The 25,260-nt window shown below is 59.0% G+C and carries 21 protein-coding genes; 13 read left to right on the plus strand and 8 right to left on the minus strand.

Annotation, left to right across the window (positions count from 1 at the left end):
* Positions 1-24: 24 nt before the first annotated feature.
* The 3 genes from ACM6G4_RS19235 (at position 25) to ahpF (ending at position 3,623) form a co-directional block, all read left to right on the plus strand.
* Positions 25-963, plus strand: a complete 939-nt coding sequence (locus ACM6G4_RS19235; protein WP_414914364.1) for a site-specific integrase — start codon at positions 25-27, stop codon at positions 961-963.
* A gap of 406 nt (positions 964-1,369) precedes the next feature.
* Entirely contained in the window at positions 1,370-1,933 is a 564-nt protein-coding gene (gene ahpC, locus ACM6G4_RS19240; protein WP_007975937.1) for an alkyl hydroperoxide reductase subunit C, read from the plus strand.
* A 127-nt stretch (positions 1,934-2,060) separates the two neighbouring features.
* Positions 2,061-3,623: an alkyl hydroperoxide reductase subunit F gene (gene ahpF, locus ACM6G4_RS19245; protein WP_414914365.1), complete on the plus strand. Its 1,563-nt coding sequence runs from the start codon at positions 2,061-2,063 to the stop codon at positions 3,621-3,623.
* A 131-nt stretch (positions 3,624-3,754) separates the two neighbouring features.
* On the opposite strand, the gene gloA is transcribed toward ahpF, so the two are convergent.
* Positions 3,755-4,276 carry a lactoylglutathione lyase gene (gloA, locus tag ACM6G4_RS19250; RefSeq protein WP_056724511.1) on the minus strand — a complete coding sequence of 174 codons (522 nt, stop codon included), beginning with the start codon at positions 4,274-4,276 and terminating at the stop codon, positions 3,755-3,757.
* Positions 4,277-4,420: 144 nt separating this feature from the next.
* Here gloA and ACM6G4_RS19255 point away from each other — a divergent pair, with 144 nt between their 5' ends.
* Entirely contained in the window at positions 4,421-4,939 is a 519-nt protein-coding gene (locus ACM6G4_RS19255) for a DUF4946 domain-containing protein (RefSeq protein ID WP_056724513.1), read from the plus strand.
* A gap of 163 nt (positions 4,940-5,102) precedes the next feature.
* Here ACM6G4_RS19255 and ACM6G4_RS19260 read toward each other — a convergent pair whose 3' ends face one another.
* The 3 genes from ACM6G4_RS19260 to ACM6G4_RS19270 form a co-directional block, all read right to left on the minus strand.
* Positions 5,103-5,465 (minus strand): histone-like nucleoid-structuring protein, MvaT/MvaU family, encoded by a 363-nt coding sequence (locus ACM6G4_RS19260; RefSeq protein ID WP_008065377.1) that lies wholly within the window; start codon positions 5,463-5,465, stop codon positions 5,103-5,105.
* 234 nt (positions 5,466-5,699) lie between these two features.
* Positions 5,700-7,232, minus strand: coding sequence for an EAL domain-containing protein (locus ACM6G4_RS19265; protein ID WP_056724514.1), 1,533 nt, complete (start codon positions 7,230-7,232; stop codon positions 5,700-5,702).
* A gap of 111 nt (positions 7,233-7,343) precedes the next feature.
* A complete protein-coding gene (locus ACM6G4_RS19270) occupies positions 7,344-8,216 on the minus strand; it encodes a LysR family transcriptional regulator (RefSeq protein ID WP_056724516.1) in 873 nt (290 codons plus the stop codon).
* 77 nt (positions 8,217-8,293) lie between these two features.
* Here ACM6G4_RS19270 and ACM6G4_RS19275 point away from each other — a divergent pair, with 77 nt between their 5' ends.
* Together ACM6G4_RS19275 and hppD are read left to right on the plus strand one after the other, a co-directional pair.
* A complete protein-coding gene (locus ACM6G4_RS19275; RefSeq protein ID WP_414914366.1) occupies positions 8,294-9,238 on the plus strand; it encodes a DMT family transporter in 945 nt (314 codons plus the stop codon).
* A gap of 250 nt (positions 9,239-9,488) precedes the next feature.
* A complete protein-coding gene (gene hppD, locus ACM6G4_RS19280; protein ID WP_056724520.1) occupies positions 9,489-10,565 on the plus strand; it encodes a 4-hydroxyphenylpyruvate dioxygenase in 1,077 nt (358 codons plus the stop codon).
* A gap of 119 nt (positions 10,566-10,684) precedes the next feature.
* Here the strand turns inward: hppD and rarD are convergent, their stop codons facing one another.
* The 3 genes from rarD to ACM6G4_RS19295 form a co-directional block, all read right to left on the minus strand.
* Positions 10,685-11,566, minus strand: a complete 882-nt coding sequence (gene rarD, locus ACM6G4_RS19285; protein ID WP_056724522.1) for an EamA family transporter RarD — start codon at positions 11,564-11,566, stop codon at positions 10,685-10,687.
* Positions 11,567-11,781: 215 nt separating this feature from the next.
* Entirely contained in the window at positions 11,782-12,795 is a 1,014-nt protein-coding gene (locus tag ACM6G4_RS19290) for an aldo/keto reductase (protein ID WP_414914367.1), read from the minus strand.
* A gap of 156 nt (positions 12,796-12,951) precedes the next feature.
* Entirely contained in the window at positions 12,952-14,262 is a 1,311-nt protein-coding gene (locus ACM6G4_RS19295; RefSeq protein ID WP_414914368.1) for an MFS transporter, read from the minus strand.
* A gap of 170 nt (positions 14,263-14,432) precedes the next feature.
* Here ACM6G4_RS19295 and ACM6G4_RS19300 point away from each other — a divergent pair, with 170 nt between their 5' ends.
* Together ACM6G4_RS19300 and ACM6G4_RS19305 are read left to right on the plus strand one after the other, a co-directional pair.
* Positions 14,433-15,554, plus strand: a complete 1,122-nt coding sequence (locus ACM6G4_RS19300) for a sugar diacid recognition domain-containing protein (protein ID WP_056724528.1) — start codon at positions 14,433-14,435, stop codon at positions 15,552-15,554.
* A gap of 220 nt (positions 15,555-15,774) precedes the next feature.
* On the plus strand, positions 15,775-16,914 hold the full coding sequence (locus ACM6G4_RS19305; protein ID WP_414914369.1) for a glycerate kinase: 1,140 nt from the start codon (positions 15,775-15,777) through the stop codon (positions 16,912-16,914).
* Positions 16,915-17,006: 92 nt separating this feature from the next.
* Here ACM6G4_RS19305 and ACM6G4_RS19310 read toward each other — a convergent pair whose 3' ends face one another.
* A complete protein-coding gene (locus ACM6G4_RS19310; RefSeq protein ID WP_414914370.1) occupies positions 17,007-17,366 on the minus strand; it encodes a DUF6124 family protein in 360 nt (119 codons plus the stop codon).
* Positions 17,367-17,778: 412 nt separating this feature from the next.
* On the opposite strand from ACM6G4_RS19310, the gene ACM6G4_RS19315 reads away from it, so the two are divergent.
* The 5 genes from ACM6G4_RS19315 to ACM6G4_RS19335 all read left to right on the plus strand — a co-directional run bounded on the left by ACM6G4_RS19315 (position 17,779) and on the right by ACM6G4_RS19335 (position 25,243).
* A complete protein-coding gene (locus ACM6G4_RS19315; RefSeq protein ID WP_414914371.1) occupies positions 17,779-18,966 on the plus strand; it encodes a pyridoxal phosphate-dependent aminotransferase in 1,188 nt (395 codons plus the stop codon).
* A gap of 261 nt (positions 18,967-19,227) precedes the next feature.
* Positions 19,228-21,189, plus strand: a complete 1,962-nt coding sequence (locus tag ACM6G4_RS19320) for a hypothetical protein (protein ID WP_414914372.1) — start codon at positions 19,228-19,230, stop codon at positions 21,187-21,189.
* Between the two features lie 234 nt (positions 21,190-21,423).
* Positions 21,424-23,631: an autotransporter outer membrane beta-barrel domain-containing protein gene (locus ACM6G4_RS19325; protein WP_414914373.1), complete on the plus strand. Its 2,208-nt coding sequence runs from the start codon at positions 21,424-21,426 to the stop codon at positions 23,629-23,631.
* Between the two features lie 152 nt (positions 23,632-23,783).
* Positions 23,784-24,296 carry a hypothetical protein gene (locus ACM6G4_RS19330; protein ID WP_414914374.1) on the plus strand — a complete coding sequence of 171 codons (513 nt, stop codon included), beginning with the start codon at positions 23,784-23,786 and terminating at the stop codon, positions 24,294-24,296.
* Positions 24,278-25,243, plus strand: coding sequence for a hypothetical protein (locus ACM6G4_RS19335; RefSeq protein WP_414914375.1), 966 nt, complete (start codon positions 24,278-24,280; stop codon positions 25,241-25,243). The genes ACM6G4_RS19330 and ACM6G4_RS19335 overlap by 19 nt, the downstream gene beginning before the upstream one ends.
* Positions 25,244-25,260: the final 17 nt, after the last annotated feature.

Raw genomic sequence — 25,260 nt, forward strand, 5'->3', positions numbered from 1 at the left:
GGTATGAATTCAAGAGTTGACCCCATGACAGAGCTGGATCGTTACCTGCAAGCCGCAACGCGTGACAACACCCGGCGTAGCTATCGGGCAGCCATCGAACACTTCGAAGTGACGTGGGGCGGTTTCCTGCCAGCCACCGGCGACAGCGTGGCGCGCTACCTGGTGGCCCATGCCGGGGTGTTGTCGATCAATACGCTGAAACTGCGTTTGTCGGCATTGGCGCAGTGGCACAACAGCCAGGGTTTTGCCGACCCCACCAAGGCGCCAGTGGTTCGCAAGGTGTTCAAGGGTATTCGCGCGCTGCACCCGGCCCAGGAAAAACAAGCCGAACCCTTGCAGCTTCGGCACCTGGAACAGGTGGTCAGTTGTCTGGAGCGAGAAGTGCAAGTCGCCAGGGCCGAGGGCGACCGACCGGGGTTGCTGCGGGCCCGGCGCGACATGGCCTTGATCCTGTTGGGCTTCTGGCGCGGCTTTCGCAGTGATGAGTTGTGTCGGCTTCAGGTGGAACACGTGCAGGCCAGCGCCGGTTCCGGCATCAGTCTCTATCTGCCGCGCAGCAAGAGTGATCGCGACAACCTCGGCAAGACCTATCAGGCGCCAGCCTTGCAACGCTTGTGTCCGGTGCAGGCTTATATCGACTGGATTGCCGAGGCGGCACTGGTGCGCGGGCCGGTGTTCCGTGGCATCGACCGCTGGGGGCATCTGGGCGAGGAGGGACTGCACGCCAACAGTGTAATTCCGTTATTGCGTCAGGCGTTGGCGCGGGCAGGTATCGCTGGCGAGCTCTACACCAGCCACTCCTTGCGTCGCGGTTTTGCTACCTGGGCGCATCAGAGTGGCTGGGATCTGAAGTCGCTGATGAGCTATGTGGGCTGGAAGGACATGAAGTCGGCCATGCGTTACATCGAAGCCAGTCCGTTCCTCGGCATGGCGCGCATCACGGAAAAGCCGGTGTCACCCTAGGGGGTGTTCTCAATTAGTTTCCCCTCCGCGCCGGGTCTGCTGTTGTGCAGGGCAAGGCGCGAGAAGCGCAGTTTGGTCATTCCAAATCAGCTTCGAGCAACACAGCCCTGCACAACAGCAGGCCCGGCCCTTCGGGTTGTGCCTTAAAGCTGGCCATGCTGCGTTGCAGGCCTTGGAAAGGGAACAACCATTCCCAGCGGCCTACGCCTTGCCTGGCCAGCTTTAAGGCGACAACGCGGAGGGGAAACTAATTGAGAACGCCCCCTAGATACCGTTTTCTTCTATTAATACCGCTGGCTAATAGCGAAAGCCAATCAGCGGCATCAGGTTTGCCAATGAGCCTTCCGTTCGTCGAGTGGGTAAAGTTCTCTCCATCAACTTCTTAACCCCTGACGGAGAGTCAACGATGCCTATCATCAACAGCCAAGTTAAACCGTTCAAAGCTGACGCATTCAAAAATGGCGACTTCGTAAAAGTCTCGGACGCTGACCTGAAAGGCAAGTGGTCTGTGGTGTTCTTCTACCCGGCCGACTTCACCTTCGTCTGCCCGACCGAACTGGAAGACCTGGCCGACAACTACGACGCGTTCCAGAAGCTGGGCGTCGAGATCTACAGCGTTTCCACCGACACCCATTTCGCCCACGCCGCCTGGCACAACACTTCGCCAGCCATCGGCAAGATCCAGTACACCATGATCGGCGACCCGACCCACGCCATCTCCCGCAACTTCGACGTGCTGATCGAAGAAGCTGGCCTGGCTGATCGTGGCACCTTCGTGATCAACCCTGAAGGCCAGATCAAGATCGTTGAACTGAACGACGGCGGTGTAGGCCGTGACGCTTCCGAGCTGCTGCGCAAGATCAAGGCTGCCCAGTACGTCGCCGCTCACCCAGGCCAGGTTTGCCCGGCCAAGTGGAAGGAAGGCGAGGCCACTCTGGCGCCGTCCCTGGACCTGGTCGGCAAGATCTAAGTCTGTGACGCGCTTCATCAGGGCGCACTTGCGCACCTTCTAAGCAAGCTGCACCGCCCAATAAAAACGCCCGGGCGAGATTCGCTCGGGCGTTTTTTTGCCTCAAGAATTCAAGGAAATCGCCCGTATGTTGGACACCAATCTTAAAGCCCAGTTGAAATCGTACCTGGAACGGGTCATCCAGCCGATCGAGATCGTTGCTTCTCTCGACGACGGTGCGAAATCCCGGGAAATGCTCGAACTGTTGAAAGACGTTGCCAGTCTTTCCACCCAGATTACCTTGCTCGATAACGGCGATGATGCACGCAAGCCGTCGTTCTCGATCAATCGCCCGGGAGCCGATATCAGCCTGCGTTTCGCCGGCATCCCGATGGGCCACGAATTCACTTCGTTGGTGTTGGCGCTGCTGCAGGTCGGCGGCCACCCGTCCAAGGCCAGTGTCGAAGTGATCGAACAGATCCGCTCGCTCAAGGGCGAGTTCACCTTCGAGACTTACTTCTCGCTGTCCTGCCAGAACTGCCCGGACGTGGTCCAGGCGCTGAACCTGATGGCGGTACTGAACCCGAACGTTCGCCATGTCGCCATCGACGGCGCGCTGTTCCAGGCTGAAGTCGATGAGCGCCAGATCATGGCGGTCCCCAGCATCTACCTCAACGGTGTGAACTTCGGTCAGGGCCGCATGGGCCTGGAAGAAATTCTCGCTAAAATCGACACCAGCGGCATCGAACGCCAGGCCGAGAAAATCAGCGCCAAGGAAACCTTTGATGTGCTGGTGGTCGGCGGTGGCCCGGCCGGTGCTTCGGCGGCGATCTACGCGGCCCGTAAAGGCATTCGTACCGGCGTCGCGGCTGAGCGTTTTGGTGGTCAGGTGCTGGACACCATGGCCATCGAGAACTTTATCTCGGTGCAGGAAACCGAAGGGCCGAAACTCGCCGTGGCCCTGGAAGAGCACGTCAAGCAGTACGACGTGGACATCATGAACCTGCAACGCGCAGACAAATTAATCACCGGCAAAGAAGGTGAGTTGCACGAAGTTCACTTCGCCAGCAGCGCGAAGCTCAAGGCCAGGACCGTGATCCTCGCAACCGGCGCACGGTGGCGTGAAATGAACGTGCCGGGCGAGCAGCAATACCGCAACAAAGGCGTTGCGTACTGCCCGCACTGTGACGGCCCGCTGTTCAAGGGCAAGCGCGTGGCGGTGATTGGCGGCGGCAACTCCGGCGTCGAAGCGGCCATCGACCTGGCCGGTATCGTGTCCCACGTCACGCTGCTGGAGTTCGACGTGCAGTTGCGCGCCGATGCGGTATTGCAGCGCAAGTTGCACAGCCTGCCGAACGTTACCGTGATCACCAGTGCGCAAACCACTGAAGTCACCGGCGACGGCCAGAAGGTCAACGGCCTGCGCTACAAGGATCGTCAGAGCGACGAATTGCGCAGTGTGGAGCTGGAAGGGATCTTTGTGCAGATCGGTCTGTTGCCCAACACCGATTGGCTCAAAGGCACCATCGAGTTGTCGCCCCGTGGTGAGATCATCGTCGACGCTCGCGGTGAAACCTCGGTACCGGGCGTGTTCGCCGCCGGCGACGTGACCACCGTGCCGTACAAGCAGATCGTGATTGCGCTGGGTGAGGGTGCCAAGGCTTCGTTGAGCGCCTTCGATCACTTGATCCGGACTTCCGCCCCGGCATAAAGCCTGGTGCTGAAAATAAAAAAACCATGATTGATCATGGTTTTTTTATGGATCAGAAGATCGCAGCCTGCGGCAGCTCCTACACCGATCTCTGTAGGAGCTGCCGCAGGCTGCGATCTTTTGATTCTGTTTTACAGCGGAGCCGGCTGAATGATCTCGACCCAGTAGGCGTCCGGGTCCTTGATGAACGCCAGGCTCTTCATGCGGCCATCGCTCAGGCGCTTCTGGAAATCGCAGCCCAGTGCTTCAAAGCGCTCGCAGGCGGCGACGATATCCGGTACCGAGATGCAGATGTGGCCGAAACCGCGTGGGTCGGTGTTGCCATTGTGGTAGGCGAACTCCGCATCGTGCTCGGTGCCGTGGTTGTGGGTCAGTTCCAGGATGCCGGGGATCGATTTCATCCACTCGGTGCGCGCGGCGGCGTCGGCCGGGATCTGGTTCTTATCCACCAGCGCCAGGAAATACAGGCTGAACTCGGCTTCCGGGAAGTCGCGTTTTTCCACCAGGGTAAAACCCAGGATGCGTGTGTAGAAGTCCAGGGATCTGGTGATGTCCTTGACCCGCAGCATGGTGTGGTTGAAAACAAACTTCTGCGTGGCGGCGTCCGGTTGGGCGGTGACGCCGGGGAAGGTGTTCAATTCGTGCAGGCTCATGGGCCCTCCGGGAAATATGTGGGCTAACGAATGGCGACAATGATACGCAAGGCTTCGGACATCACCAAACCCAAACAGTCGGCTATTGCCTGACAGGCGGCCTGGGCCCAGACTTTACCGCTTGATCCTTGAGTGCCCATTGCAATGATTCGATTTCGTAACCTGTTGTTCATCCTGCTGAGCGTGTTTTCGCTGGCTGGCGTTGCTCGCGCCGATGCGCCAGTAGTGACCTGGCCGGAAGGTTGGCAAGTCGAAGAAGTGCCTGAATCGGCGTCGGGGGTCAGTCGCCAGCGTGCGGTGAAAAATGATCGGGATGGATCGCCGCTCATGGTCATGGAGTTGACCATGAGCCCGGTGCAAAGCGATCACCAGGTAAACCTCGAGGGCGTATTGCTGGAGATGCGCAAGTCGGTTCAAAAAGACTTCTTTCAGGGCGGGTATCAAAGTGTCTGTACGCGCATTCATTCCACTACCTTGAGTCGATTGGCCGCGTTGGAAACAACCTGCACCATCACGCAAAACGGCCGGCATGTGCTTTCGCAAACATTGGTGGCCGCGGTGGATGCCGATAAGGCCTATGTTCTTTCCTACGCAGGGCAGGCCGAAGCTTATAAGGCGAGCCAGGATGAAATAGACGCAGCCCGTAACAGCTTGAAACTTTAGTCAGCGACAGTGCTTTTTCGATGCATGAAGAAAATTTTAGATATCCAAATGGATTAAGCACAAAGTTGGTGGCAGTCAGGTAATTGTGCGGTGTCCGCCCGGGGTTTTAGATGGCCCATGAAAAAGCCCTGCACGAGCAGGGCTTTTTTTGTTGCCGCGAGAGTTAGCCGCGCAGCCAGGAATCAACGGTGGCTGCACCGTACTGTTCTTTCCAGGCTTTCAGGCCGCGGTGGTTGCCGCCCTTGGTTTCAATCAGCTCGCCGGTGTGCGGGTTCTGATAAACCTTGACCACACGGGCACGGCGGGTTTTAGGTGCTGCCTGCTGCAGGCCGGATTTTGCCGGGTTAGGGTCGAGAATGGCGATGATGTCGCGCAGGCTCTTGCCATAGGTTTTCATCAAGCCCTGGAGCTTTTCTTCGAATTCGATTTCTTTCTTGAGCCCGGCATCGTTCTTCAGGGATTCCAACTGCTTGAGCTGTTCTTGAAGGGCCTTTTCGGCTGCACGAAATTCAGCGAGTCTGGACAATATCTTTACTCCAATAGTGTGTTTGGCTGATACCAACCGCAAACAAAGCTATAAGCCAAGAGCCTTGAAGCGACTCGGTGATAGTGGCTCACCTGCCAATTTAGCGCAGGCATGAAAAATTGTAGTAGTTAATTGGCCAAGAGTAAATCCTGTCTTTTTCTTCATGTAACGTCAGTAGTCTTTTGATTCAAAATGGTGCGGCTAATCGTTTGTTTTGGCGATTAAATCTGCGAGTTAATGGTCGCTTAATGCACTAATGAATTCCGCGCCGGGCATGGGTTTGCCGAACAGATAACCTTGCAGGAAGTTGACCTGATGAGCGCTCAGGTAATCACTCTGCTCGCGGGTTTCGACACCTTCGGCCACCAGGGCAAGGTCGAGTTTGACCGCCAGTTCGATGATGCTGTCAAGTAGGTGGCTAGTGAGTGTATCGATGCCGATCATGGCGACAAAACTCTGGTCGATTTTCAGGAAATCGACATTGAACTGCCTTAGGTAGCCAAGGCTCGAGTGGCCCGTGCCAAAGTCGTCGATGGCGATTTTCACGCCCAGTTCGCGGAGTTGCTCGAACAGTTGCAGGGTGATGGCCGTGGGCTCGATCAATTCGCGCTCGGTCAGTTCCAGTACCAGATGGATCGAGCCTGGTTCGAACGCATCGAGAAACTCGCGGCAATCCTTGACCAGTTCCAGGTCCTGGCAATGGCTCGCGGTGATGTTGATGCCAATGTGAAACGGCTTGTTGAAACTGGCCGATAGCGGTGCGAGCAGGGCGGCGGTTTGTCTCATCAGTGAGCGGGTCATCGGTACGATCAGCCCGGAGTGCTCGGCAAACGGAATGAACAGATCCGGACGCACCAGGCCTTCCTTTGGATGTTGCCAGCGCATCAGCACTTCAGCGCCGGACCAGCTTTTGTTGTCGCCCTGCACCACGGGCTGGAAATACGGAATGAACTCTTTAGCTTCCAGTGCCCGCTGCATTTCATAGGTGGGTGACGATGAGCGCTTTTGCAGGAAGTGACTGATTGCCCCGGCAATCACGCCGAAGAAAATCAGCAGGCTGAACAGCGGCGGATATTCGCTTCTCATGTAGCGCCAGGTTTCACCTTCGGGGAAACCGGCTTCCACGGCAAACGCATAGTGCCCGGAGGTCAGGCGACTTTGCGCAACGGGCAACTCAGGCGTAGCGCCGGTATGAAACTTGCCGTCGGCGGACAACCAGTTCGGGCCAACTTGCAGCAACAGCAAGGTCTTGCGGCCGATCAAACGCAGGATATTGCTCAAGTGATAACCATCGAGGGTCGTCAGCGCGCCTTTATTTCCTTCGCTCAGGCGGTACACCAGCAAGGCGGTGTTGGGCGTTACCTGATTGCCGCTCATGAGCCATAAGGCGCCCTGGGTGTAGTCACCGGGGTTGACCGTCTCCTGGTAGTCGCCGAACAGAGAGCTGCAATAGAGGTTGTTGTCCCACACCAGACTGGTGGAACGCACGAAGGGGCGGCGAGTGACCTGCTCGCGCAGGGCCAGTTTGACGTCACTGCAACTTTGCCCCGCCAGCGGCAGCAATTCACGAGCGGCCTGGGCATTGTTGTCGAGCATCAGGTCGAACTGGCGAATCGCTTCTTCGGCGGTTTGCTGGGTGTCTTGTTGGAGCGCACGCCCTGCTTGCATGTAAAGAATGGCGGCCCCCAGCAGCACCGGGAGCAAGCCACTGATCAGGGTGATCGCAATTTTTTTTCTGCGACTGCGGGTTTTGGTTTTCAACGGCATTCGCGAGTCCTGTCACGAAGAAGTAAGGCTCTCAATTGACGGCGGGGCAAACGCCTCCCATGAAGAGTTCGGGTACGGGCCATGATAGTTGGCCGTTGGCGGTTATGCCGCTCAATGCAAGTCAAGGCTTTCGGCCAGCTTGATAAAGGCCAGCGTCGCGGGTGATGCCTGGCGTCGATCGAGTACCGCCAGGCCGACCTGGCGCAACACGGCCGGCGACAGCGGTTTCTTCACCCAGCGGCGGTCAATCTGATCGGGCAATGAACCTTCGGCAACCACCGTTACCCCGTCGCCACGAGCGACGACATCCAGGGTGCTGATCAACTGCGAGCAGCGATAACGGATGTTGGGCGTCAGTCGGGCCGCTGTGAACAGGCGTGAAACCAGCTCCGAAGAACCGGCCTCGGTCAACACGAACGGGAAATCGCACAGGTTCTTCAGGCTCAAGCTGTCGTGATTCGCCAACGGGTGTCCAGCGGGCAGCAGCGCGACCATCTGGTCCTCAATCAACGGGACCGTGTCGAAACGCTCCTCGGGCAACACCACAAAGCCGATGTCGATCCGTCGTTCCTCCAGCCACTGGAGCACCTGGCGGTCAGGGCCTTCGTCGATATGCACCTCGATGCCGGGATGGGCGGCGCGGTACTGCTGCAGAATCAACGGCAGCAATTTGATCGACGAGGTCGGGCCGAAGGAGCCGATGCGCAGCGTGCCGCGTTTCATGCCCCGTGCATCGGCCGCTTCCTGGCGCAGGGTGTTGGCCAGGCCGAGCATCGCCCGGGCGCGCAGCAACAACTGCTGGCCAATGTCGCTCAGTTCGACCTGGGATTGATGCCGGCGCAACAGTTCGACACCCAACTCCAGTTCCAGGGACTTTAACGCATGGGAAACCGCCGATTGGGAAATACCCAGGCGATTGGCCGCAGCCGTGAAGCCGTGGAGTTCGGCCACCAGGGAGAAAATCTCCAGCTGAGTGAGGGTCATGAGTGTTTGCTCATTTTACGATGACTGGGTATTAGCCGAATGATACGGCATCTCTTCACTATCCGGTCCTGGAATCCATGACGATCTGTGAGCAAAGCCTGTCAAAACCCTCGGATCGGCCGGTGTATCTGAAACTGGCGGCGGTCACCATGGTGTGGGGTGGCACCTTCGTCGCCGGGCGCTATCTGGCCGTCGGCCTCAGTCCGCTACTGGCGGCCAGCCTGCGGTTTCTGCTGGCCAGCGTGGCGTTGCTGCTGTTTATACGCATGGCGCGGATACCGCTGGTCCGGCCCAGCCCCCGGCAATGGCTGCAATTGCTTTTGCTTGGCTTTTTCGGGATCTTCTTTTACAACCTGTGCTTCTTTTATGGCCTGCATTACATCAGCGCTTCACGGGCGTCCTTGATCGTGGCGCTGAACCCGGCGGTGATCGGCCTGGCTTCCTGGCTGTTGTTCAAGGAGCGCTTGAACCGGGCCAAAGTCGCCGGCATCGCGATCTGCATGACGGGCGCGAGCATGGTGATCGTCAGTCGCGACCCGCAACTACTGGCCGGCGGTGCCGGTGCCTGGCTCGGTGATCTGTTGATTTTCGGCTGTGTCCTTGGCTGGGGTGTCTACTCGCTGTTCTCCAAAGAACTGAATCACAGCCTGGGACCGGTACAAACCGTGACCTGGTCGATCCTGCTGGGCACCGGCATGCTCTGGGTCACCTGCATCGCGCGCGGTGAGGTGAGTGTCGCCGCCATCGCCCAGCTCGGTGCGCAGCAATGGTTGAGCCTTTTGTACCTGGGCGTGCTGGGTTCGGCGCTGGCGTACATCGGCTACTACGACGGCATCCGCAAGATCGGTGCGACCCGTTCCGGGGTGTTCATTGCCTTGAACCCGTTGACGGCGGTGATCCTCGGCGCGCTGCTGCTGGATGAGCCGCTGACGCTGGCCATGTGCCTGGGTGGCGGGTTGATACTGGCGGGGATTTTCCTCTGCAACAAACCCCTTGCGCGGGCATGGAAAAAGGGGATTTGATACAGAAGGCGGACAAATCGATTTACGCTGTGTAGAATCCGGTTACGCATACAATAATAATCGTCTTCTGGCAGCAGAAGCCTCGCCCGCAAGAGCCTTGGGTCGACAATGAAGATATTCGGGTTTCAACTGATCTACGGTGACTTTCTCGCCCGCAGTGTGCGGGGCATCTCCTGTGCGCCACCCACCGGTCTCAGCATTGTTTACAACTAACCTTTGTTAATTGATAAAAAATGATGAGGCGCCGACCATGGCAGATTTATACGAAAACCCAATGGGCCTGATGGGCTTTGAATTCATCGAGCTCGCATCGCCGACCCCGAACACCCTGGAGCCGATCTTCGAGATCATGGGTTTCACCAAGGTGGCGACCCACCGTTCCAAGGACGTGCACCTGTACCGCCAGGGCGCGATCAACCTGATCCTCAACAACGAACCTCACAGCGTGGCCTCGTACTTCGCGGCCGAGCACGGTCCGTCGGTGTGCGGCATGGCGTTTCGCGTCAAGGATTCGCAAAAAGCCTACAAGCGCGCCCTGGAACTCGGCGCCCAGCCGATCCACATCGAAACCGGCCCGATGGAACTGAACCTGCCGGCGATCAAAGGCATCGGTGGTGCGCCGCTGTACCTGATCGACCGTTTCGGCGAAGGCAGCTCGATCTATGACATCGACTTCGTGTTCATCGAAGGTGTGGACCGCCATCCGGTCGGCGCCGGCCTGAAGATCATCGATCACCTGACCCACAACGTGTATCGCGGTCGCATGGCCTACTGGGCCAACTTCTACGAGAAGCTGTTCAACTTCCGCGAAATCCGCTACTTCGACATCAAGGGCGAGTACACCGGCCTGACCTCCAAGGCCATGACCGCACCCGATGGCATGATCCGCATCCCGCTGAACGAAGAGTCGTCCAAGGGTGCCGGGCAGATCGAAGAGTTCCTGATGCAGTTCAACGGCGAGGGCATCCAGCACGTTGCGTTCCTGTCCGATGACCTGATCAAGACCTGGGACCACCTGAAAAGCATCGGCATGCGCTTCATGACCGCGCCGCCGGAAACCTACTACGAAATGCTCGAAGGCCGTTTGCCGAACCACGGCGAGCCGGTGGGGGAACTGCAGGCGCGAGGCATCTTGCTGGACGGATCGTCCGATTCGGGCGACAAGCGTCTGCTGCTGCAGATCTTCTCGGAAACCCTGATGGGGCCGGTGTTCTTCGAGTTCATCCAGCGCAAGGGCGACGACGGTTTCGGCGAAGGCAACTTCAAGGCGCTGTTCGAATCCATCGAGCGTGACCAGGTGCGTCGTGGTGTTTTGTCCACGGACTAAGCCGATGTAAAAAAACCGGTCGTTGACCGGTTTTTTTTGATCAAAAGATCGCAGCCTTCGGCAGCTCCTACAGGGAATGCAAACCATGTAGGAGCTGCCGAAGGCTGCGATCTTTTGCGTTAAGGCCTGCGCTGGCGTACCAGATGCTTGAACCCTTCGAACACCAGCACCAGCACCGCCATCCAGATCGGGATGTAGGTCAGCCATTCGCCAGCCTTGATGCTCTCTCCCAACAGCAACGCCACACCCAGCAGCAACACCGGTTCGACATAGCTCAACAAGCCGAACAGGCTGAACGGCAACAGGCGACTGGCAATGATATAGACCACCAGTGCCGATGCGCTGATCACGCCGAGCATGGGGATCAACAGCGACAACCATGGGTGCTGTTCAAACACACCAAAACCTTGCGCGCCGCTCTGGACGAACCAGAACGCCACCGGCAGGGTCAATGCCATGTCCAGCCACAAGCCACCGAGGTTGTCCGCCGCCAGCCGTTTGCGCAGGACGAAGTAGGCCGGATAACCCACGCAGACCAGCAAGGTCGCCCAGGAAAACCCACCGACCTGATACACCTCGTTGACCACCCCCAGGCAGGCGAATACCACGGCAACTTTTTGCAGATAGGACAGGCGTTCGCCGTAGGCCAGGCGACCGGTCAAGACCATGGTCAGCGGCAGCAGGAAATAGCCGAGGGATACATCAAGGCTGTAGCCGTTCAACGGCGCCCACATGAATAGCCACAATTGCACGCCGAGCAGGGCCGAGGAGGCGATCAACGCACCCATCAGTTTCGGATTGGCCATGGCGCGCCGAACGATCTCCACCACGCGTTTCCATTCCCCGGACACCACCATGAACACGGTCATGCACGGGACGGTCAGCAGCATGCGCCAACCGAAGATTTCCACGCCGCTCAAGGGGGTGAGCAGCGACGTGTAGTAATACATGACGGCAAACAGCACCGAGGCTGAAACCGATAGAGCGATACCTTTAGACAAGCTGTCCTCGCGTGATTTTGAGTGAGATTTAAACGGGCGCAGAGGATACGTGGTTTTTCAGGCGAATATTGACCGATCAATCAACACGGACCAACTGTGGGAGCGGCGGTGCGACGATTCGACTTGCTCGCGAAAGCGGTGGGTCAAACAACATTGATGTGGCTGACACTCCGCCTTCGCGAGCAAGCCCGCTCCCACATTGGTTTTCTATTTCTTCAGGTACTGCGCGGTGTACGCCCCGACACAAAATGGCTCACATCATTGAACCCCGGTGTCGACGCATGCCCCGGTGTCACCAGCGAATCGATGAACGCCTCATCCTCGGCCGTGATCTTCACCGCCTGCGCCTTAGTGTAGGCGTCCCATTGCTCCTCCGTGCGCGGCCCGACAATGGCCGAGGTCACGGCGCTGTTGTTCAGCACCCAGGCAATCGCGAACTCGACGATGCCGACGCCACGCTGCCGGGTGTATTGCTGGATCTGCTGGGCGATGTGCAAGGACTCGACTCGCCATTCGGTTTCCAGGATGCGTTTGTCCTGGCGTCCGGCACGGCTGTTGGCGTCCGGTTTCACATCCGGCGCGTACTTGCCGCTGAGCACTCCGCGCGCCAGCGGGCTGTAGGGCACCACGCCCAGACCGTAGTTGTGCGCCGCCGTGATCTGCTCGGTTTCAGCCTGGCGGTTGACGATGTTGTACAGCGGCTGGCTGATCACCGGCCGGTCAACCCCCAGTTTGTCGGCCACGCGGATGACTTCGGCGATGCGCCAGCCACGGTAGTTGGACAGGCCCCAATAGCGGATTTTGCCCTGGCGAATCAAATCGCCGATGGCCGAGATCGTGACTTCCAGCGGCGTATTGTGGTCTTCGCGGTGCAGGTAATAGATGTCGAGGTAGTCGGTGCCCAGGCGCGTCAGGCTGGCATCGATGCCGTTGAACAGGTGCTTGCGACTCAAGCCGCTGCGGTTGGGGACGCCATCCACGGGACCGAAGCCGACCTTGGTGGCCAGCACCCATTCATGGCGGCGGCTGGCGATGGCTTCGCCGACGATTTCTTCGGAACGGCCGTTGGTGTAGACGTCGGCGGTGTCGATGAAGTTGATGCCCTGGTCCCAGGCCTTGTCGATGATTCGCAGGGAATCTTCGGCGCTGGTCTGTTCGCCGAACATCATGGTGCCCAGGGTCAGGGTGGACACCTGCAGACCTGAATGACCCAGCGTGCGGTAGCTCATGAGCAAATCCTTTTACCAGTGGGAAAGGCTCAATCAGATACCAAAATTGTTGGACATGGCAAACGAAAAAGATCGCAGCCTGCGGCAGCTCCTACAGGCTGTATGTCATTGCTGTGTAGGAGCTGCCGCAGGCTGCGATCTTTTGATCTTCGCTGATTAGGCGCGCAAGGTACGGGTCATGCGCAACGCCAGCAGACTGCCGCCGACAATCACACCCGCCAACAGGTACAGCGCCGCATCGGTCGAGCCGGTGCTGTCCTTGACCCAACCCACCAGGTACGGGCTGAGGAAGCCGGCCATTTGCCCCATGGAGTTGATCAGCGCCAGGCCGCCAGCCGCGGCGCCCGCACTGAGCAGGGCGGTCGGCACCGGCCAGAACATCGGCAGGCCGGTGAGGGCGCCCATGGTGGCGATGGTCAGGCCGAGAATCGCGATGGCCGGGTTGGCGGCGAAGTTCACCGCGATCAGCAGCCCCAGCGCGCCCATCAGCATCGGCACCACCAGATGCCAGCGACGTTCCTGGCGCAGGTCCGCTGAACGGCCGACGATCAGCATGAACACCGCGGCCAGCAGGTACGGAATCGCACTGAGCCAGCCGATCACCAGGTTATCGCTGAAGCCCAGGTTCTTGATGATCGACGGCAGCCAGAAGTTGATCGCGTACACGCCACTCTGGATGCAGAAATAGATCAGGCCGAAGGCCCAGATCGCCGGGTTCCTGAACACCGCCAGCAGCGAATCGGTCGTGGTTTTCGGCTTGTTCGCCAGATCTTCGGCGTGGTCGGCTTCCAGTACCGAACGCTCGAACGGGGTCAGCCACTTGGCGTTGGCGTAGCTGTCGCTGAGCAGGAAGTAAGCCAGCGCACCGAGGATGACGGTGGGAATGCCTTGCAGCAGGAACATCCACTGCCAGCCGGCGAGACCGCCTTGGCCTGCGCCGAAGTGATTGAGAATCCAGCCGGAGAACGGGCTGCCGAGCAGGCCGGAGACCGGGATCGCCGACATGAACAGCGCCATGATGCGGCCACGGCGGAAGGTCGGGAACCACTGCGAGAGGTACAACACCACGCCCGGGAAGAACCCGGCTTCGGCCGCGCCGGTGAACAGGCGCAGGGTATAGAACTCGGTCGGCGTGGTGACGAACAGCAGGCAGGTCGACAGGGTGCCCCAGGTGATCATCATCAGCGCAATCCAGCGCCGTGGGCCGAATCTGGTCAACGCCAGGTTGCTTGGCACGCCGCACAGTACATAGCCGATAAAGAAGATGCCGGCGCCGAGGCCGTACACGGTTTCGCTGAACTTCAGCGCATCGAGCATCTGCAGTTTGGCAAATCCAACGTTTACCCGGTCGAGGTAGTTGAACAGGTAGCAGATGAAAATGAAGGGGATCAAGCGCAGGGTAATGCGCTTGTAGACGGCATTTTTGTCGTCAGCGATGGCGTCGGACGCTACGGCGCTCTGGGTCATGGCGGCTCTCTCTTTATTATGATTTTTTGCGATGCAAAGGGTAACGTTGATCGCCCAGAGAGTCTCGACCACCCCCAGGGTGGCTGTCTTTGTGCCTGAGCACAGGGTTTGCAACCAAGGCCTGTGCGGGTGAACAACCCGTTCCATCACTGTCTTCAAGGATCACTTGCATGTTTGAACTCGATCACGACCTGGCCCAGGACATCGTCGACCGGGCGATGGCTATCCTGCCGTACAACGTCAACGTCATGGACAGCCAGGGCTTGATCCTGGGCAGCGGCGAGCCGGATCGGGTCAACACCCGGCATGAAGGCGCGCAACTGGTTTTGGCCAATGGCCGGGTGGTGGAGATCGATGCGCAGACAGCGATTCATCTCAAGGGCGTGCAGCCGGGCATCAACCTGCCGCTGATGCTGGACCAGCGTCTGATCGGTGTATTGGGCATCACCGGCGAACCCGAGCAACTGCGCACCTACGCCGAACTGGTGCGCATGACCGCCGAGATGCTGGTGGGCCAGCGCAACCAGCAGGCCGAGCAACAATGGCGGCGCCAGCGCTGCGATGATCTGCTGGCGTTGTTGCTCAGCGAAGCCGGGGATGCGCCGCGACTGGTCGATGAAGCGCAGCAGTTGGGCCTCAAGCCCCAAATGACCCGGGTGCCGTACCTGTTCGAACTGGGACTTGAGCACGCGCCAGGGCAAACCGTCGAGGCCCTCAGCGCCTGGTTGACCAGCCGCCACCCCGACAGTTGGTGCGTGAGCTCGGCCAAGACCTCGTTGCTCTGGTGCCGGCCGGCAAGCCAGACGGTGGAGAACGAGCGCTTGCTGGACAAGCTCGACGGCCTGGGCTGGAACATCCTGCGCATTGCCGTGGGCGGGCAGGCCGATGGCCTTTCGGGCTTGCGGCGCTGCTATCGCCGGGTCGGTGACTTGCTGGCCTACGGGCGCGAGGTGTTGCCGCGCTCGCGATTGCTGACGCTCAACCGCTATCGGCTGCCGGTGATGCTCTGGCGCCACCGCAACGACGACGCCCTCGACGAACTGCTCAATCCGCTGCGCAAGGTCATTGCCAAGGACAACAACGGCCAGTTGCTGGCAACCCTGCGCAGCTGGTGTGAACACGACGGCCAGAGCCAGGCCTGCGCCGATGCACTGGGCATTCACCGCAACAGCCTGCGCTATCGCATGGAGCGGATTGCCGAGCTGAGCGGGGTTGATCCGTTGCGGCTCGACGGGATGCTCGCGCTGTATCTGGGGGTGCAACTGCTGCCCCAGACAGACACCCAACCATGAATCACGCAATTCCCCTGTGGGAGCGGGCTTGCTCGCGAAGAGGCCATCACATCCAACATCAATGCTGATTGACCCACCGCTTTCGCGAGCAAGCCCGCTCCCACAAAAGGCCGGTACTTTGTGGAAATGAACAATAATCCTCAACACCGCTTGTGCAGCGGCCCGGCGTTATTGTTCATGGCGGCTGGCAGCATGTGGGCATTGGAACTGGAGAATTCCCATGAAAATCGTGATCGCCCCCGATTCGTTCAAGGACAGCCTCAGCGCCCAAGGCGTGGCCGATGCCATTGCATTGGGATTGGCCCAGGTCTGGCCTGATGCGCAACTGATCAAATGCCCGATGGCCGACGGCGGGGAAGGGACTGTCGAGTCGATCCTGGCGGCGTGCGATGGCGAACTGCGCCGCAATGAGGTGCGCGGGCCTTTAGGGGCTACGGTGAATGCCGCTTGGGGCTGGTTGCCCGATAGCCACACCGCGATCATCGAAATGGCCGAAGCCAGCGGGTTGCAGTTGATCCCTCTGGCTCAGCGTGATGCATGCATCAGCAGCACCTTCGGGACCGGGCAATTGATCCGCGCCGCGCTGGATGCCGGTGCGCAACGGGTGATCCTGGCGATTGGCGGCAGTGCGACCAACGATGGTGGCGCCGGTGCAATGCAGGCGTTGGGCGTGAAATTGTTGGATGCCCAAAACCAATCCCTGCCGCCGGGCGGTTTGGCGTTGGCGCAATTGGCACGCATCGACCTCAGCAACATCGACCCGCGTTTGGCCGATGTGCGTTTCGACATTGCCGCAGATGTGAATAATCCACTGTGTGGGCCACACGGCGCCTCGGCGATTTTCGGTCCGCAAAAAGGTGCGTCGCCCGAGCAGGTCGAGCAATTGGATCGTGCCCTTGGACACTTTGCCGAACACTGCGCCAACGTGTTGGAAAAAGACGTGCGCGACGAGCCGGGCAGTGGCGCGGCGGGCGGTTTGGGGTTTGGGGCGAAGGCGTTTTTGGGGGCGCAATTCAAGGCCGGTGTCGAGGTGGTGGCCGAGCTGGTAGGCCTGGCTGATGCGGTAAAAAACGCCGATCTGGTGATCACCGGCGAGGGGCGTTTCGACGCACAAACCTTGCGCGGCAAGACGCCGTTTGGTGTGGCGCGCATTGCCCGGCAGCAGGGTGTGCCGGTCATCGTTATTGCCGGTACGCTGGGCGAGGGTTATCAGGCGTTGTACGAACATGGTATCGACGCCGCGTTCGCTTTGGCGAGCGGGCCGATGACCCTGGAGCAGGCCTGTGCCCAGGCGCCGCGTTTGCTGCAAGAGCGCGCGAGCGATGTGGCGCGGGTTTGGCGGGTGGCTGTTCGCCGTTAAAGCAAAAGATCGCAGCCTTCGGCAGCTCCTACAGGGAATCGCAATTCAAATGTAGGAGCTGCCGAAGGCTGCGATCTTTTGATCCTATGTACCTACCCCCGTGGATCAATCTGATCCAGCACCCGGTTCGCCGTGATCTCCGCCAGCATCACGCTGTTGGAAATCCCCAGCAGGGCATTGCGCGATCCACCGTCCAGATGATCCACCAACTGGTGGACCATCACGTCGACTGACGCCAGCGTTTCCACCAGATACACCATCAGGGTTTCGGCCGTGGCTTCTGGGTTCACGGTGAACAGTGAACCGGGAGTACGCGGCGTGGCTTTGATGTCGGCAATCGAGGGGAAGTGAAAGGCGAGGGCACGTTCGGCGGCCTCGTTGAGTTTTTTTGAATCGGGTTCATAGGGGGATGTCGGATCGGTGTCCGGCGGGTTTGGCGTTACTTTGAACATATGCTGAGTTGTCCTAATGATGTGTCAACCCTCCGGCTGCTAAACGAAGAGGGTGGCAACTGCACGCAGGTTAGCAGACCGGAAACTCAGCAATCCGGCGCGCTCGAGAGCGCCCTGCGTACAGCTACCATCAAGCACAGGCAACAAAAAGACCTGCATGACAGATGCACGCACAACTGAGTTAACACAGGCTGCTAAACCCGATCACTGACAATCAGTGACGCGAATCAAGTTACCGATGGCCCCCCAGGCGCACAAGCCGGCGGATTCTGGCGTAACCGTAGGCAATGGCGCAAGGTCTTGTAGCTTGCATGAAGTAACCTTAAACACCTTTAAACAGGCGCCCGTGGCTGGCTTGTTTCGCGATTTGAGATAGGGTTGAGGCAAGGAATACGCGCCACAGGAGAACGCCATGCGCTACTCAGCCTTGACCCAACGAATCGCCGGTGACGGAGCGGCGGCCTGGCAGATTCACGATCGAGCGCTGGCGCTGCGCGAGCAGGGTGTCGATGTCTTGCTGCTGTCGATCGGCGACCCGGATTTCGACACCCCACAACCCATCGTCCAGGCCGCGATTGGCAGTTTGCTGGCCGGCGACACGCATTACCCGGCGGTGCGCGGCAGCCAGGGCTTGCGCGACAGCATCGCCCGGCATCATCGCCAGCGCAGCGGCCAGGCAGTGGATGCGAGGCACGTGATCGTCTTCCCCGGGGCGCAGTGCGCGGTGTATTCGGTGGTGCAATGCCTGCTCGATCCGGGGGACGAAGTGCTCGTCGCCGAACCGATGTACGTGACCTACGAAGGCGTGTTCGGCGCCTGCGGGGCGAAAGTGGTGCCGGTACCGGTGCGTTCGCAGAACGGCTTTCGAGTCGATCCGGCGGATGTCGCGGCACTGATCACGCCGAACACCCGCGCGATGTTGCTCAACAGCCCGAACAACCCCTCCGGCGCCAACCTGCCGCTGACGACCTGGAAAGCACTGGCCGAATTGTGCATTCGCCATGACCTGTGGTTGATCAGCGACGAGGTCTACAGCGAACTGCTGTTCGAGGGCGAACACATCAGCCCCGCGAGCTTGCCGGGCATGGCCGAACGCACGGCGACGATCAATAGCCTGTCGAAGTCCCACGCCATGAGTGGCTGGCGGGTGGGGTGGGTGATCGGGCCGCAAACGCTGTGTGAACATTTGGTGAATCTGTCGTTGTGCATGCTGTTCGGCATTCCGGATTTCATCCAGAACGCCGCGCAGTTGGCGCTGGATGAAAACCTGCCGCAGGTGGCGCTGATGCGTGAGGAATATCGCCAGCGTCGCGACCTGGTGTGCGCCAGCCTGGATCTGTGCCCTGGCATCCGGGCGATTCGCCCCGATGGCGGGATGTTCGTGATGGTCGACGTGCGTCAGACCGGGTTGTCGGCCCAGCATTTTGCCGAGCGATTGCTGGACGGCTATGGCGTGTCGGTGCTGGCGGGCGAAGCCTTCGGGCCGAGTGCGGCGGGGCATATTCGCCTCGGCCTGGTGGTGGACCAACTGAAGCTGGCGGACGCCTGCCGACGTATTTCCTTGTGTGTGACGGACTTGCTCGAGGGGCGGCGGGCCTGAGGTTTTTCACCCCGGCCTGAGCGCTGAACGTGCGATCCAACCCCGTCTGAACCTGTTCCAGCCGTGCAAAAAAAGTGCGGATACCTGTCAACTTTGACAGTATCGCGTTGCTAAAAACTGCCGTTTAATTCGCTCAAGGTCCAGTTACCGAGCAGAGCGAAGGGACAGTGCTGCGCTTACCCGATGTCTCGATCTGCCAGACAGGCTTGGTGGCCATTGCGTGCGCAAAGGTCGAAGTGTTGTTCATGGGAGAACGATGTCATGGCGAGTTACGGCAGCAAGCAAATATTACCCGCATGGAGTCAACGCGAACCTGGGCGCAATGGGCCATTGGAGTTCGTCAAACCGGATGTCAGTACCGTAACGCTGCCTGGAAACCCGCCAGGCCTCTTCCCTCGGGCTTCACTGGATGCCGGAATCCTGTTGCAGGTTACAGCCTGGGCGACACTTCCACCTGATGGTGAAACCGAAACCGTGACACTTCAGATTGCGCGGGTCGGCAGTGATGAATACGAAGATGTTGCGAGTGTCAACTACACCGAAGGTACGTCCTCTTTCCCTTTGCCGATCACCCTCCCGGCTGACTTTCTGTTGAAAGATGAAAACGAGGGGGCATTCAAGATCCGTTATCAACATGTTAACTGGGTTGGGACGCCTGCCGAGTCGGAGGATGTTCCGGTCTTTATCGACAAGACCCCGCCTAACGGTACAGCGGCACCTGGCAAGATTACATTTTCAATTACGCCGCCCTTCACCGAGAACAATCTTGCCGGGTTGACGGACGTTGATGGCACCATCCCCACCTGGACAGGGGCAGCGGAAGGTGACCAGGTGGCCTTTGCCTGGATGAAGGACCGGTTGCCCGAAGACCCGGATTTAATCGTACCAATTGGTGTGGTCGAGTTGGGGGCGGACCGAAAGGTGAAGTTCCCGGTTGCCCTCATTCGCTCACTGGGTGACGGTGGGTTCTGTGGTGGCTATACCATTTTCGACAAGGCGGGTAACCGCAGCAGGATTTCGTTGTATGACTTGATCCCTGTCGCGCTCGGCACCCTTCCGCCATTGCCCTATCCAGCACCGAGTGTGCCGGAAGCGGTCCCCAAAGGTTATGTCGATCGAAACGACGCGCTCCAGGGCGTTCACGTCGAGTTCCCCAGCATCCTGCATGCGAAAAGTACCGATGAGGTCGAGATCATTTGGGATGGGGTAGCGTTGGCTTATCGCACACCGATCGGTTCCAACCCGGGTAGTACCATCAGTATCGGAGTGAACTGGGAGCACATGCGTGATCGGTACGGCGCCGCGACAGGGGCTGTTTCCACCCCCATTGCATACAAGTTGTACCGCGGCATACTCGAACTGGGCGGCGAGTCCGGCACGGTGATGGTCAACTTCGAAACCACAGGTCCTGGCAACCCCGATCCGTGGCCCGGCAACCCGTTGTTGCTGCCGCTGGATGTGTTTGGTAAGTCAAACGTTGCCAACAAATTGGTTGCCAGCGATGAGGACGAGCTCATCGAAGCGGTGATCGAACTGGTCGCTCCCATTGCCGATGACGACGAATATCAGGTGCTGTGGAATGGCGTTCCTATTGGCGCACCCTACGTCATTGATACCACCAGCGATAATGCTGGCGATGAGATTCCAATCGAACTGGATTGGGACGTGATCCGCCGGCAAGGCAACAATGCGAAAATGCCGGTGACGTATTCCTTGTCCAATCCTGCCATCGCCAACCCTCAAGGGCCCAAGAACCCAACCGAGGTTGAAATCGAGTTCCTGACGGTGGACTTGCCGGTTGCCGAGCCACAAAACCTCGTCGGCACAACCACCAAACGATTGACCTGTCTCTCGCTGCATACAGAGGCCGGCAAGATGGGCTTTCAATATCGGATTCCGCCTAGCGACTATCTCAAGGCAGGGATGATGGTTGAGGTCGAGTGGAAGGCTTACACCACATACGCCTCTCCAGTACCGGTTACAGCCGCTGGCAAGAGAGCCACGCTGGGTCCGGTCACGGCCGATCAGGAGGTGAATGGCTTGATGTGGTTGATCGAGCCTTATGACACTCATCTGCTGCCGACCTGGGGAGGCCCCACTGATCAGGAAGGTAAGGGCGAAGTGATTTACACCCTTGAAGTCGACGGTGTAGCCGTCCCATCGCCAGCATCAGACACACGGGTGGTGCTCTCGGCGGGATCGGGAACTTGTCTCATTCCGTAAATTGAAAACGGGCAGGAGCAAACCCTCGGTGGTCCGTGTCATGGGACACGGACCCCTCGCGCTGGTTTGGCGATGGGCGTCGAAACTGACGGGAAAAATCCTACAAGATCTTAAGGGAACTCCCGCATTTCAATCAGTTGTTACTGGATATTCTGCGTCGTCTTTGTAGGTCGGGTCATCATAGCCTGTAGGGTTGATCCGGGCTTTCTTCGTCCAGAAATCATGGAGCCTGTTATGGCTGGCACGCGTTTGTTCACCTTGAGCCCCCTGTCTCAAATCTTGAGATTGTTGTCCATCGCTCCGCTGATGTTGCTTGGCGAGCATGCTGTATCAGCGACTCGCACGATCAATGCAACAACACTTGATATTGATGGCAGCGCTGCGTATGACAGTTATCGATTGATCAATGCCGCCACGTTGAATGCCAACGGCGCCCGGACACAAGACATTCGAGTCAGCAGTGGTTCCAACTTGAACCTGACCGGCAGTCAAGTGCAGGGCACCGGAAACAACAACGGCGTTCATCTGGATGCAGGCACCGCCACCATTACCGGCAGCGCCATCAGTGCCGAGCGGGTCGGCCTGGCGCTCAGTCACGATGCCGCCAACACCAGGGGCTCTGTCGTGCAAGTGAGTGGTAGCACCATCACCGGTGGGCAAAGCGGTGCTTCGGTCAATGCCATGAGCACACTGACACTGACCGGCAGTACAGTGACGGGGGGCAGCGCAGCGGGCTTGCGTTTGTTCAATGGCACGGTCAATGCCAATGACAGCACCATTGTCGGTGGCAAGAACGGTGTTCAAATCAATTTCGATCCGGCGATCAATGCTCCCGGCACACTGAATCTGAATGGCTCTCACGTCATCGGGCGCAACGGCTCGGCCATTATTGTCGATACCCTGAACGCCGGGACTGTATCGGCCGATATCGCTGTACTCAATGGCTCGACCCTGACGGGCAGCAATGGCGTACTGATGGAAGTCGTCAGCGGCGCTGAAGGTAATCTGCGTGTAGGCAACAGTCATCTGGTCGGCGATATCGTTGCCGATGGCAGCAGCACCGCCAATGTAACCCTGGAAAACTTCGCAACCCTGACCGGACGCCTGGAAAACGTGCAGAACCTGGCGGTCAACAGTGATGCCCGATGGATAATGGTCGGCGATGGCAGTGTTGAAAACCTGGCCATGAATGGCGGCGGCGTACAGTTCGGCAACCCTGGGGAATTCTTCAAGCTCTCTGTGGGAACGTTGTCGGGCGAGGGCGGTACGTTCTACATGCACCACGACTTCACCACCGGCCAGATCGATACCCTTACAGTCACCGGCAACGCCAGCGGCAACCATGTGATCGCGCTCGACAGCAGCGGCACTGAACCGCGGGCACCGGCATCGACCGCCGTCGTTCATATCGGCTCGGGGGATGCAACGTTCAAACTGGCCGGCGGTGCCGTCGACCTCGGTGCGTTTTCCTACGACCTGATCAAGCAGGGCGAAAACGACTGGTATCTGAATACGGCTACAAAAACCATCAGCCCGGGCACCCAATCGGTGATGGCGCTGTTCAATGCCGCGCCTACTGTCTGGTACGGAGAACTCAGCACTTTGCGCAGTCGCATGGGCGAAGTGCGCATGGACAACGGCAAGGCCGGTGGCTGGATTCGGGCGTACGGCAACAAGTTCGATGTCAGTGCCAGTTCCGGTGTGGCCTACCAGCAAACCCAGCAGGGGCTGTCGTTCGGTGCCGATGCCCCCTTGCCGATGGGTGACGGCCAGTGGTTGGTGGGACTGCTGGGTGGTTACAGCAAGTCCGACCTGGACATGACCCGTGGCACCAGTGGCACGGTTGATAGCTACTACCTGGGCGCCTACACCACCTGGCTGGATGAGCCGAGCGGGTACTATTTCGACGGCGTGCTCAAGTTCAACCGCTTCCAGAATGAATCCGACGTGCGACTCAGCGACGGCACAAAAGCCAAAGGTGACTACAACAACAATGGTGTCGGTGCGTCGCTCGAATTCGGCCGACATATCAAGTTGGCTGACGACTACTTTATCGAGCCCTATACCCAACTGTCGGGTGTAGTCGTTCAGGGCGCCAGTTACACCCTGGACAACGGCTTGTCCGCTGAGGGCGATCGCGCACGCTCCTTGCTCGGCAAGGTCGGTGCCACCGCCGGACGCAATTTCAACCTGGGTGAAGGCAAAGTCGTGCAACCGTACCTGCGGGCGGCTTATGTGCACGAGTTCGCTGAGAACAACGATGTTGAGGTCAATAACAACCCGTTCAAATCCGATCTTTCCGGCTCCCGTGGTGAGCTGGGAGCGGGGATCGCCATGACCCTGAGAGGCAAGGTCTCAGTGCACGCCGATTTTGATTACAGCAACGGCAATAAAATCGAGCAGCCTTGGGGTTTCAACCTTGGTGCGCGTTACAGCTGGTAATTAAACTTCTGAAGTAGCCAGCAATTACTGTCGAGTGCTGTCATTGATGACGGTACTTGGCGCTCCCGAAAACGGAGCTGAGTGTTGATTGCGCTCGGGGCTCTTTGACTCTGTGAGTCTCCAGCGCTTGTCACCCGGCGCAGGAGATATCCATGTCATCAGAGCAAACCGTTGTGCCGCTGCCGCCACCGACCACAGACCCTGCGCCCTTGAGCAATATCGAAGGCGGGGAAACCAATCTGTTGCACCGAACGGCCTGGAGTGATTCGAGCAATCCACTCAAGGTGTGTTTCGATCCATGGGATAACTCGCAACCGTCCGAGAAGGATCCGGAGTCAATCCAGATCCTCCTCAACGACGTTGAAATCACTCGCAAGGAATGGACGGCGCCTATCCATCCCGACGATCTTTATGTTGCCATCAGTGCAGACAAGCTCCCCTCGGGTGTACACGAACTTCGCTATATCGTGACGATCTGGAGTGGAACGCCTCATGAGTCGGATCCGGTCACCATCACCATCGATAAAACCCCGCCTGTAGTCGCGACGTCCAGCAAGCTGGTTTTCCCTTCCGATGTACTTCCGCCCAACGCCATTACCGCCGCCTACCTGGCCGACCTGCGCATCAGGATCAGGTGCTGGCAACCGTGCCCGATTACTCCGTGAAAAAAGTAGGTGACGTGATCACCTGGTATTGGGAGCTGTCTCCCGGCGGCCGGGAAGTGGCAGGCTCGAAGACGCTTGCGCTCAGTGATGTGGGGCAGCCGGTGCAGGTCAGCTTTGCGGGGGATTTGCTTCGCAAGGCCAATGGCGTTTTTTATGCGACTTATCGGGTAAGTGACCGAGCTGGAAACGAGTCTGTTCTGTCCGTGGACGAAAAGCTGGATGTCAATATCCGCCCACCCATCCCGCGCAAGTTTCCAACCGTCAGGCAGGCGGACAGCACACCGGCAGGCACGGGGATATTGAACCCGTTCAGGGGGACGGCCGGGGTGACCGTGGTGGTGGAAGCATCGGAAGTCGATCCGACGGAAGCGGTGCGGGTTGACTTTATCGGTCTGGGTGGAGAGGAGGGTATCGGTTCGGTGACGGACGTAAGCCCCACTACGTCGGGTGGCCTGGAATTCGCCATTGCGGCGCCTGTCGTTGCCGCCAACATCCCCGTCAGTGGTGATGGGCGCAAGGTCGAAATCTGGTACTGGGCCGGTCATGACCCCCAACATTCAGCGACGTATACGCTGACCATCAGCGAGTTATCCGCCGATGCGCTCGGCTCGATCGAATGCCCCGAGGCTCAGATCGGCTCGCCGGCGACGCTCTCCAAGAGCAAGGTTGCGTCCGACGGCGCCAATATCGAAATCGAGGAGTGGGCTTATCACGAAAGCCAGCATCGAATAAACGTATGGGCAATGGCTTCCGGAGTTCGCACGGATTTCCTGAAGGATGCGCCGGCACCGCTCAATGACAAGGGGATGTTCACCACATCCCTACCCAAGGACTACGTCGCGCCGTTGCCGCTCAACGGCACTTTTACCCTGTATGCCAGCGTCAGCTTTGACCAGGGACATAGCTATCGTACCTTCAAGCCAATGTCGATGAAGCTGGTCACGTGACCATCCACCTCCCTCGT

Origin of the sequence: Pseudomonas sp. IT-P258 (assembly GCF_949767825.1) — a bacterium.
GTDB classification, from domain to species: domain Bacteria; phylum Pseudomonadota; class Gammaproteobacteria; order Pseudomonadales; family Pseudomonadaceae; genus Aquipseudomonas; species Aquipseudomonas monachiensis.

Coding starts and splice junctions, on each gene's coding strand:
- ACM6G4_RS19235 (WP_414914364.1), top strand. CDS start 25: ATGACAGAGCTGGATCGTTACCTGCAAGCCGCAACGCGTGACAACACC.
- ahpC (WP_007975937.1), top strand. CDS start 1,370: ATGCCTATCATCAACAGCCAAGTTAAACCGTTCAAAGCTGACGCATTC.
- ahpF (WP_414914365.1), top strand. CDS start 2,061: ATGTTGGACACCAATCTTAAAGCCCAGTTGAAATCGTACCTGGAACGG.
- gloA (WP_056724511.1), bottom strand. CDS start 4,276: ATGAGCCTGCACGAATTGAACACCTTCCCCGGCGTCACCGCCCAACCG.
- ACM6G4_RS19255 (WP_056724513.1), top strand. CDS start 4,421: ATGATTCGATTTCGTAACCTGTTGTTCATCCTGCTGAGCGTGTTTTCG.
- ACM6G4_RS19265 (WP_056724514.1), bottom strand. CDS start 7,232: ATGCCGTTGAAAACCAAAACCCGCAGTCGCAGAAAAAAAATTGCGATC.
- ACM6G4_RS19270 (WP_056724516.1), bottom strand. CDS start 8,216: ATGACCCTCACTCAGCTGGAGATTTTCTCCCTGGTGGCCGAACTCCAC.
- ACM6G4_RS19275 (WP_414914366.1), top strand. CDS start 8,294: ATGACGATCTGTGAGCAAAGCCTGTCAAAACCCTCGGATCGGCCGGTG.
- hppD (WP_056724520.1), top strand. CDS start 9,489: ATGGCAGATTTATACGAAAACCCAATGGGCCTGATGGGCTTTGAATTC.
- ACM6G4_RS19290 (WP_414914367.1), bottom strand. CDS start 12,795: ATGAGCTACCGCACGCTGGGTCATTCAGGTCTGCAGGTGTCCACCCTG.
- ACM6G4_RS19295 (WP_414914368.1), bottom strand. CDS start 14,262: ATGACCCAGAGCGCCGTAGCGTCCGACGCCATCGCTGACGACAAAAAT.
- ACM6G4_RS19300 (WP_056724528.1), top strand. CDS start 14,433: ATGTTTGAACTCGATCACGACCTGGCCCAGGACATCGTCGACCGGGCG.
- ACM6G4_RS19305 (WP_414914369.1), top strand. CDS start 15,775: ATGAAAATCGTGATCGCCCCCGATTCGTTCAAGGACAGCCTCAGCGCC.
- ACM6G4_RS19310 (WP_414914370.1), bottom strand. CDS start 17,366: ATGTTCAAAGTAACGCCAAACCCGCCGGACACCGATCCGACATCCCCC.
- ACM6G4_RS19315 (WP_414914371.1), top strand. CDS start 17,779: ATGCGCTACTCAGCCTTGACCCAACGAATCGCCGGTGACGGAGCGGCG.
- ACM6G4_RS19320 (WP_414914372.1), top strand. CDS start 19,228: ATGGCGAGTTACGGCAGCAAGCAAATATTACCCGCATGGAGTCAACGC.
- ACM6G4_RS19325 (WP_414914373.1), top strand. CDS start 21,424: ATGGCTGGCACGCGTTTGTTCACCTTGAGCCCCCTGTCTCAAATCTTG.
- ACM6G4_RS19330 (WP_414914374.1), top strand. CDS start 23,784: ATGTCATCAGAGCAAACCGTTGTGCCGCTGCCGCCACCGACCACAGAC.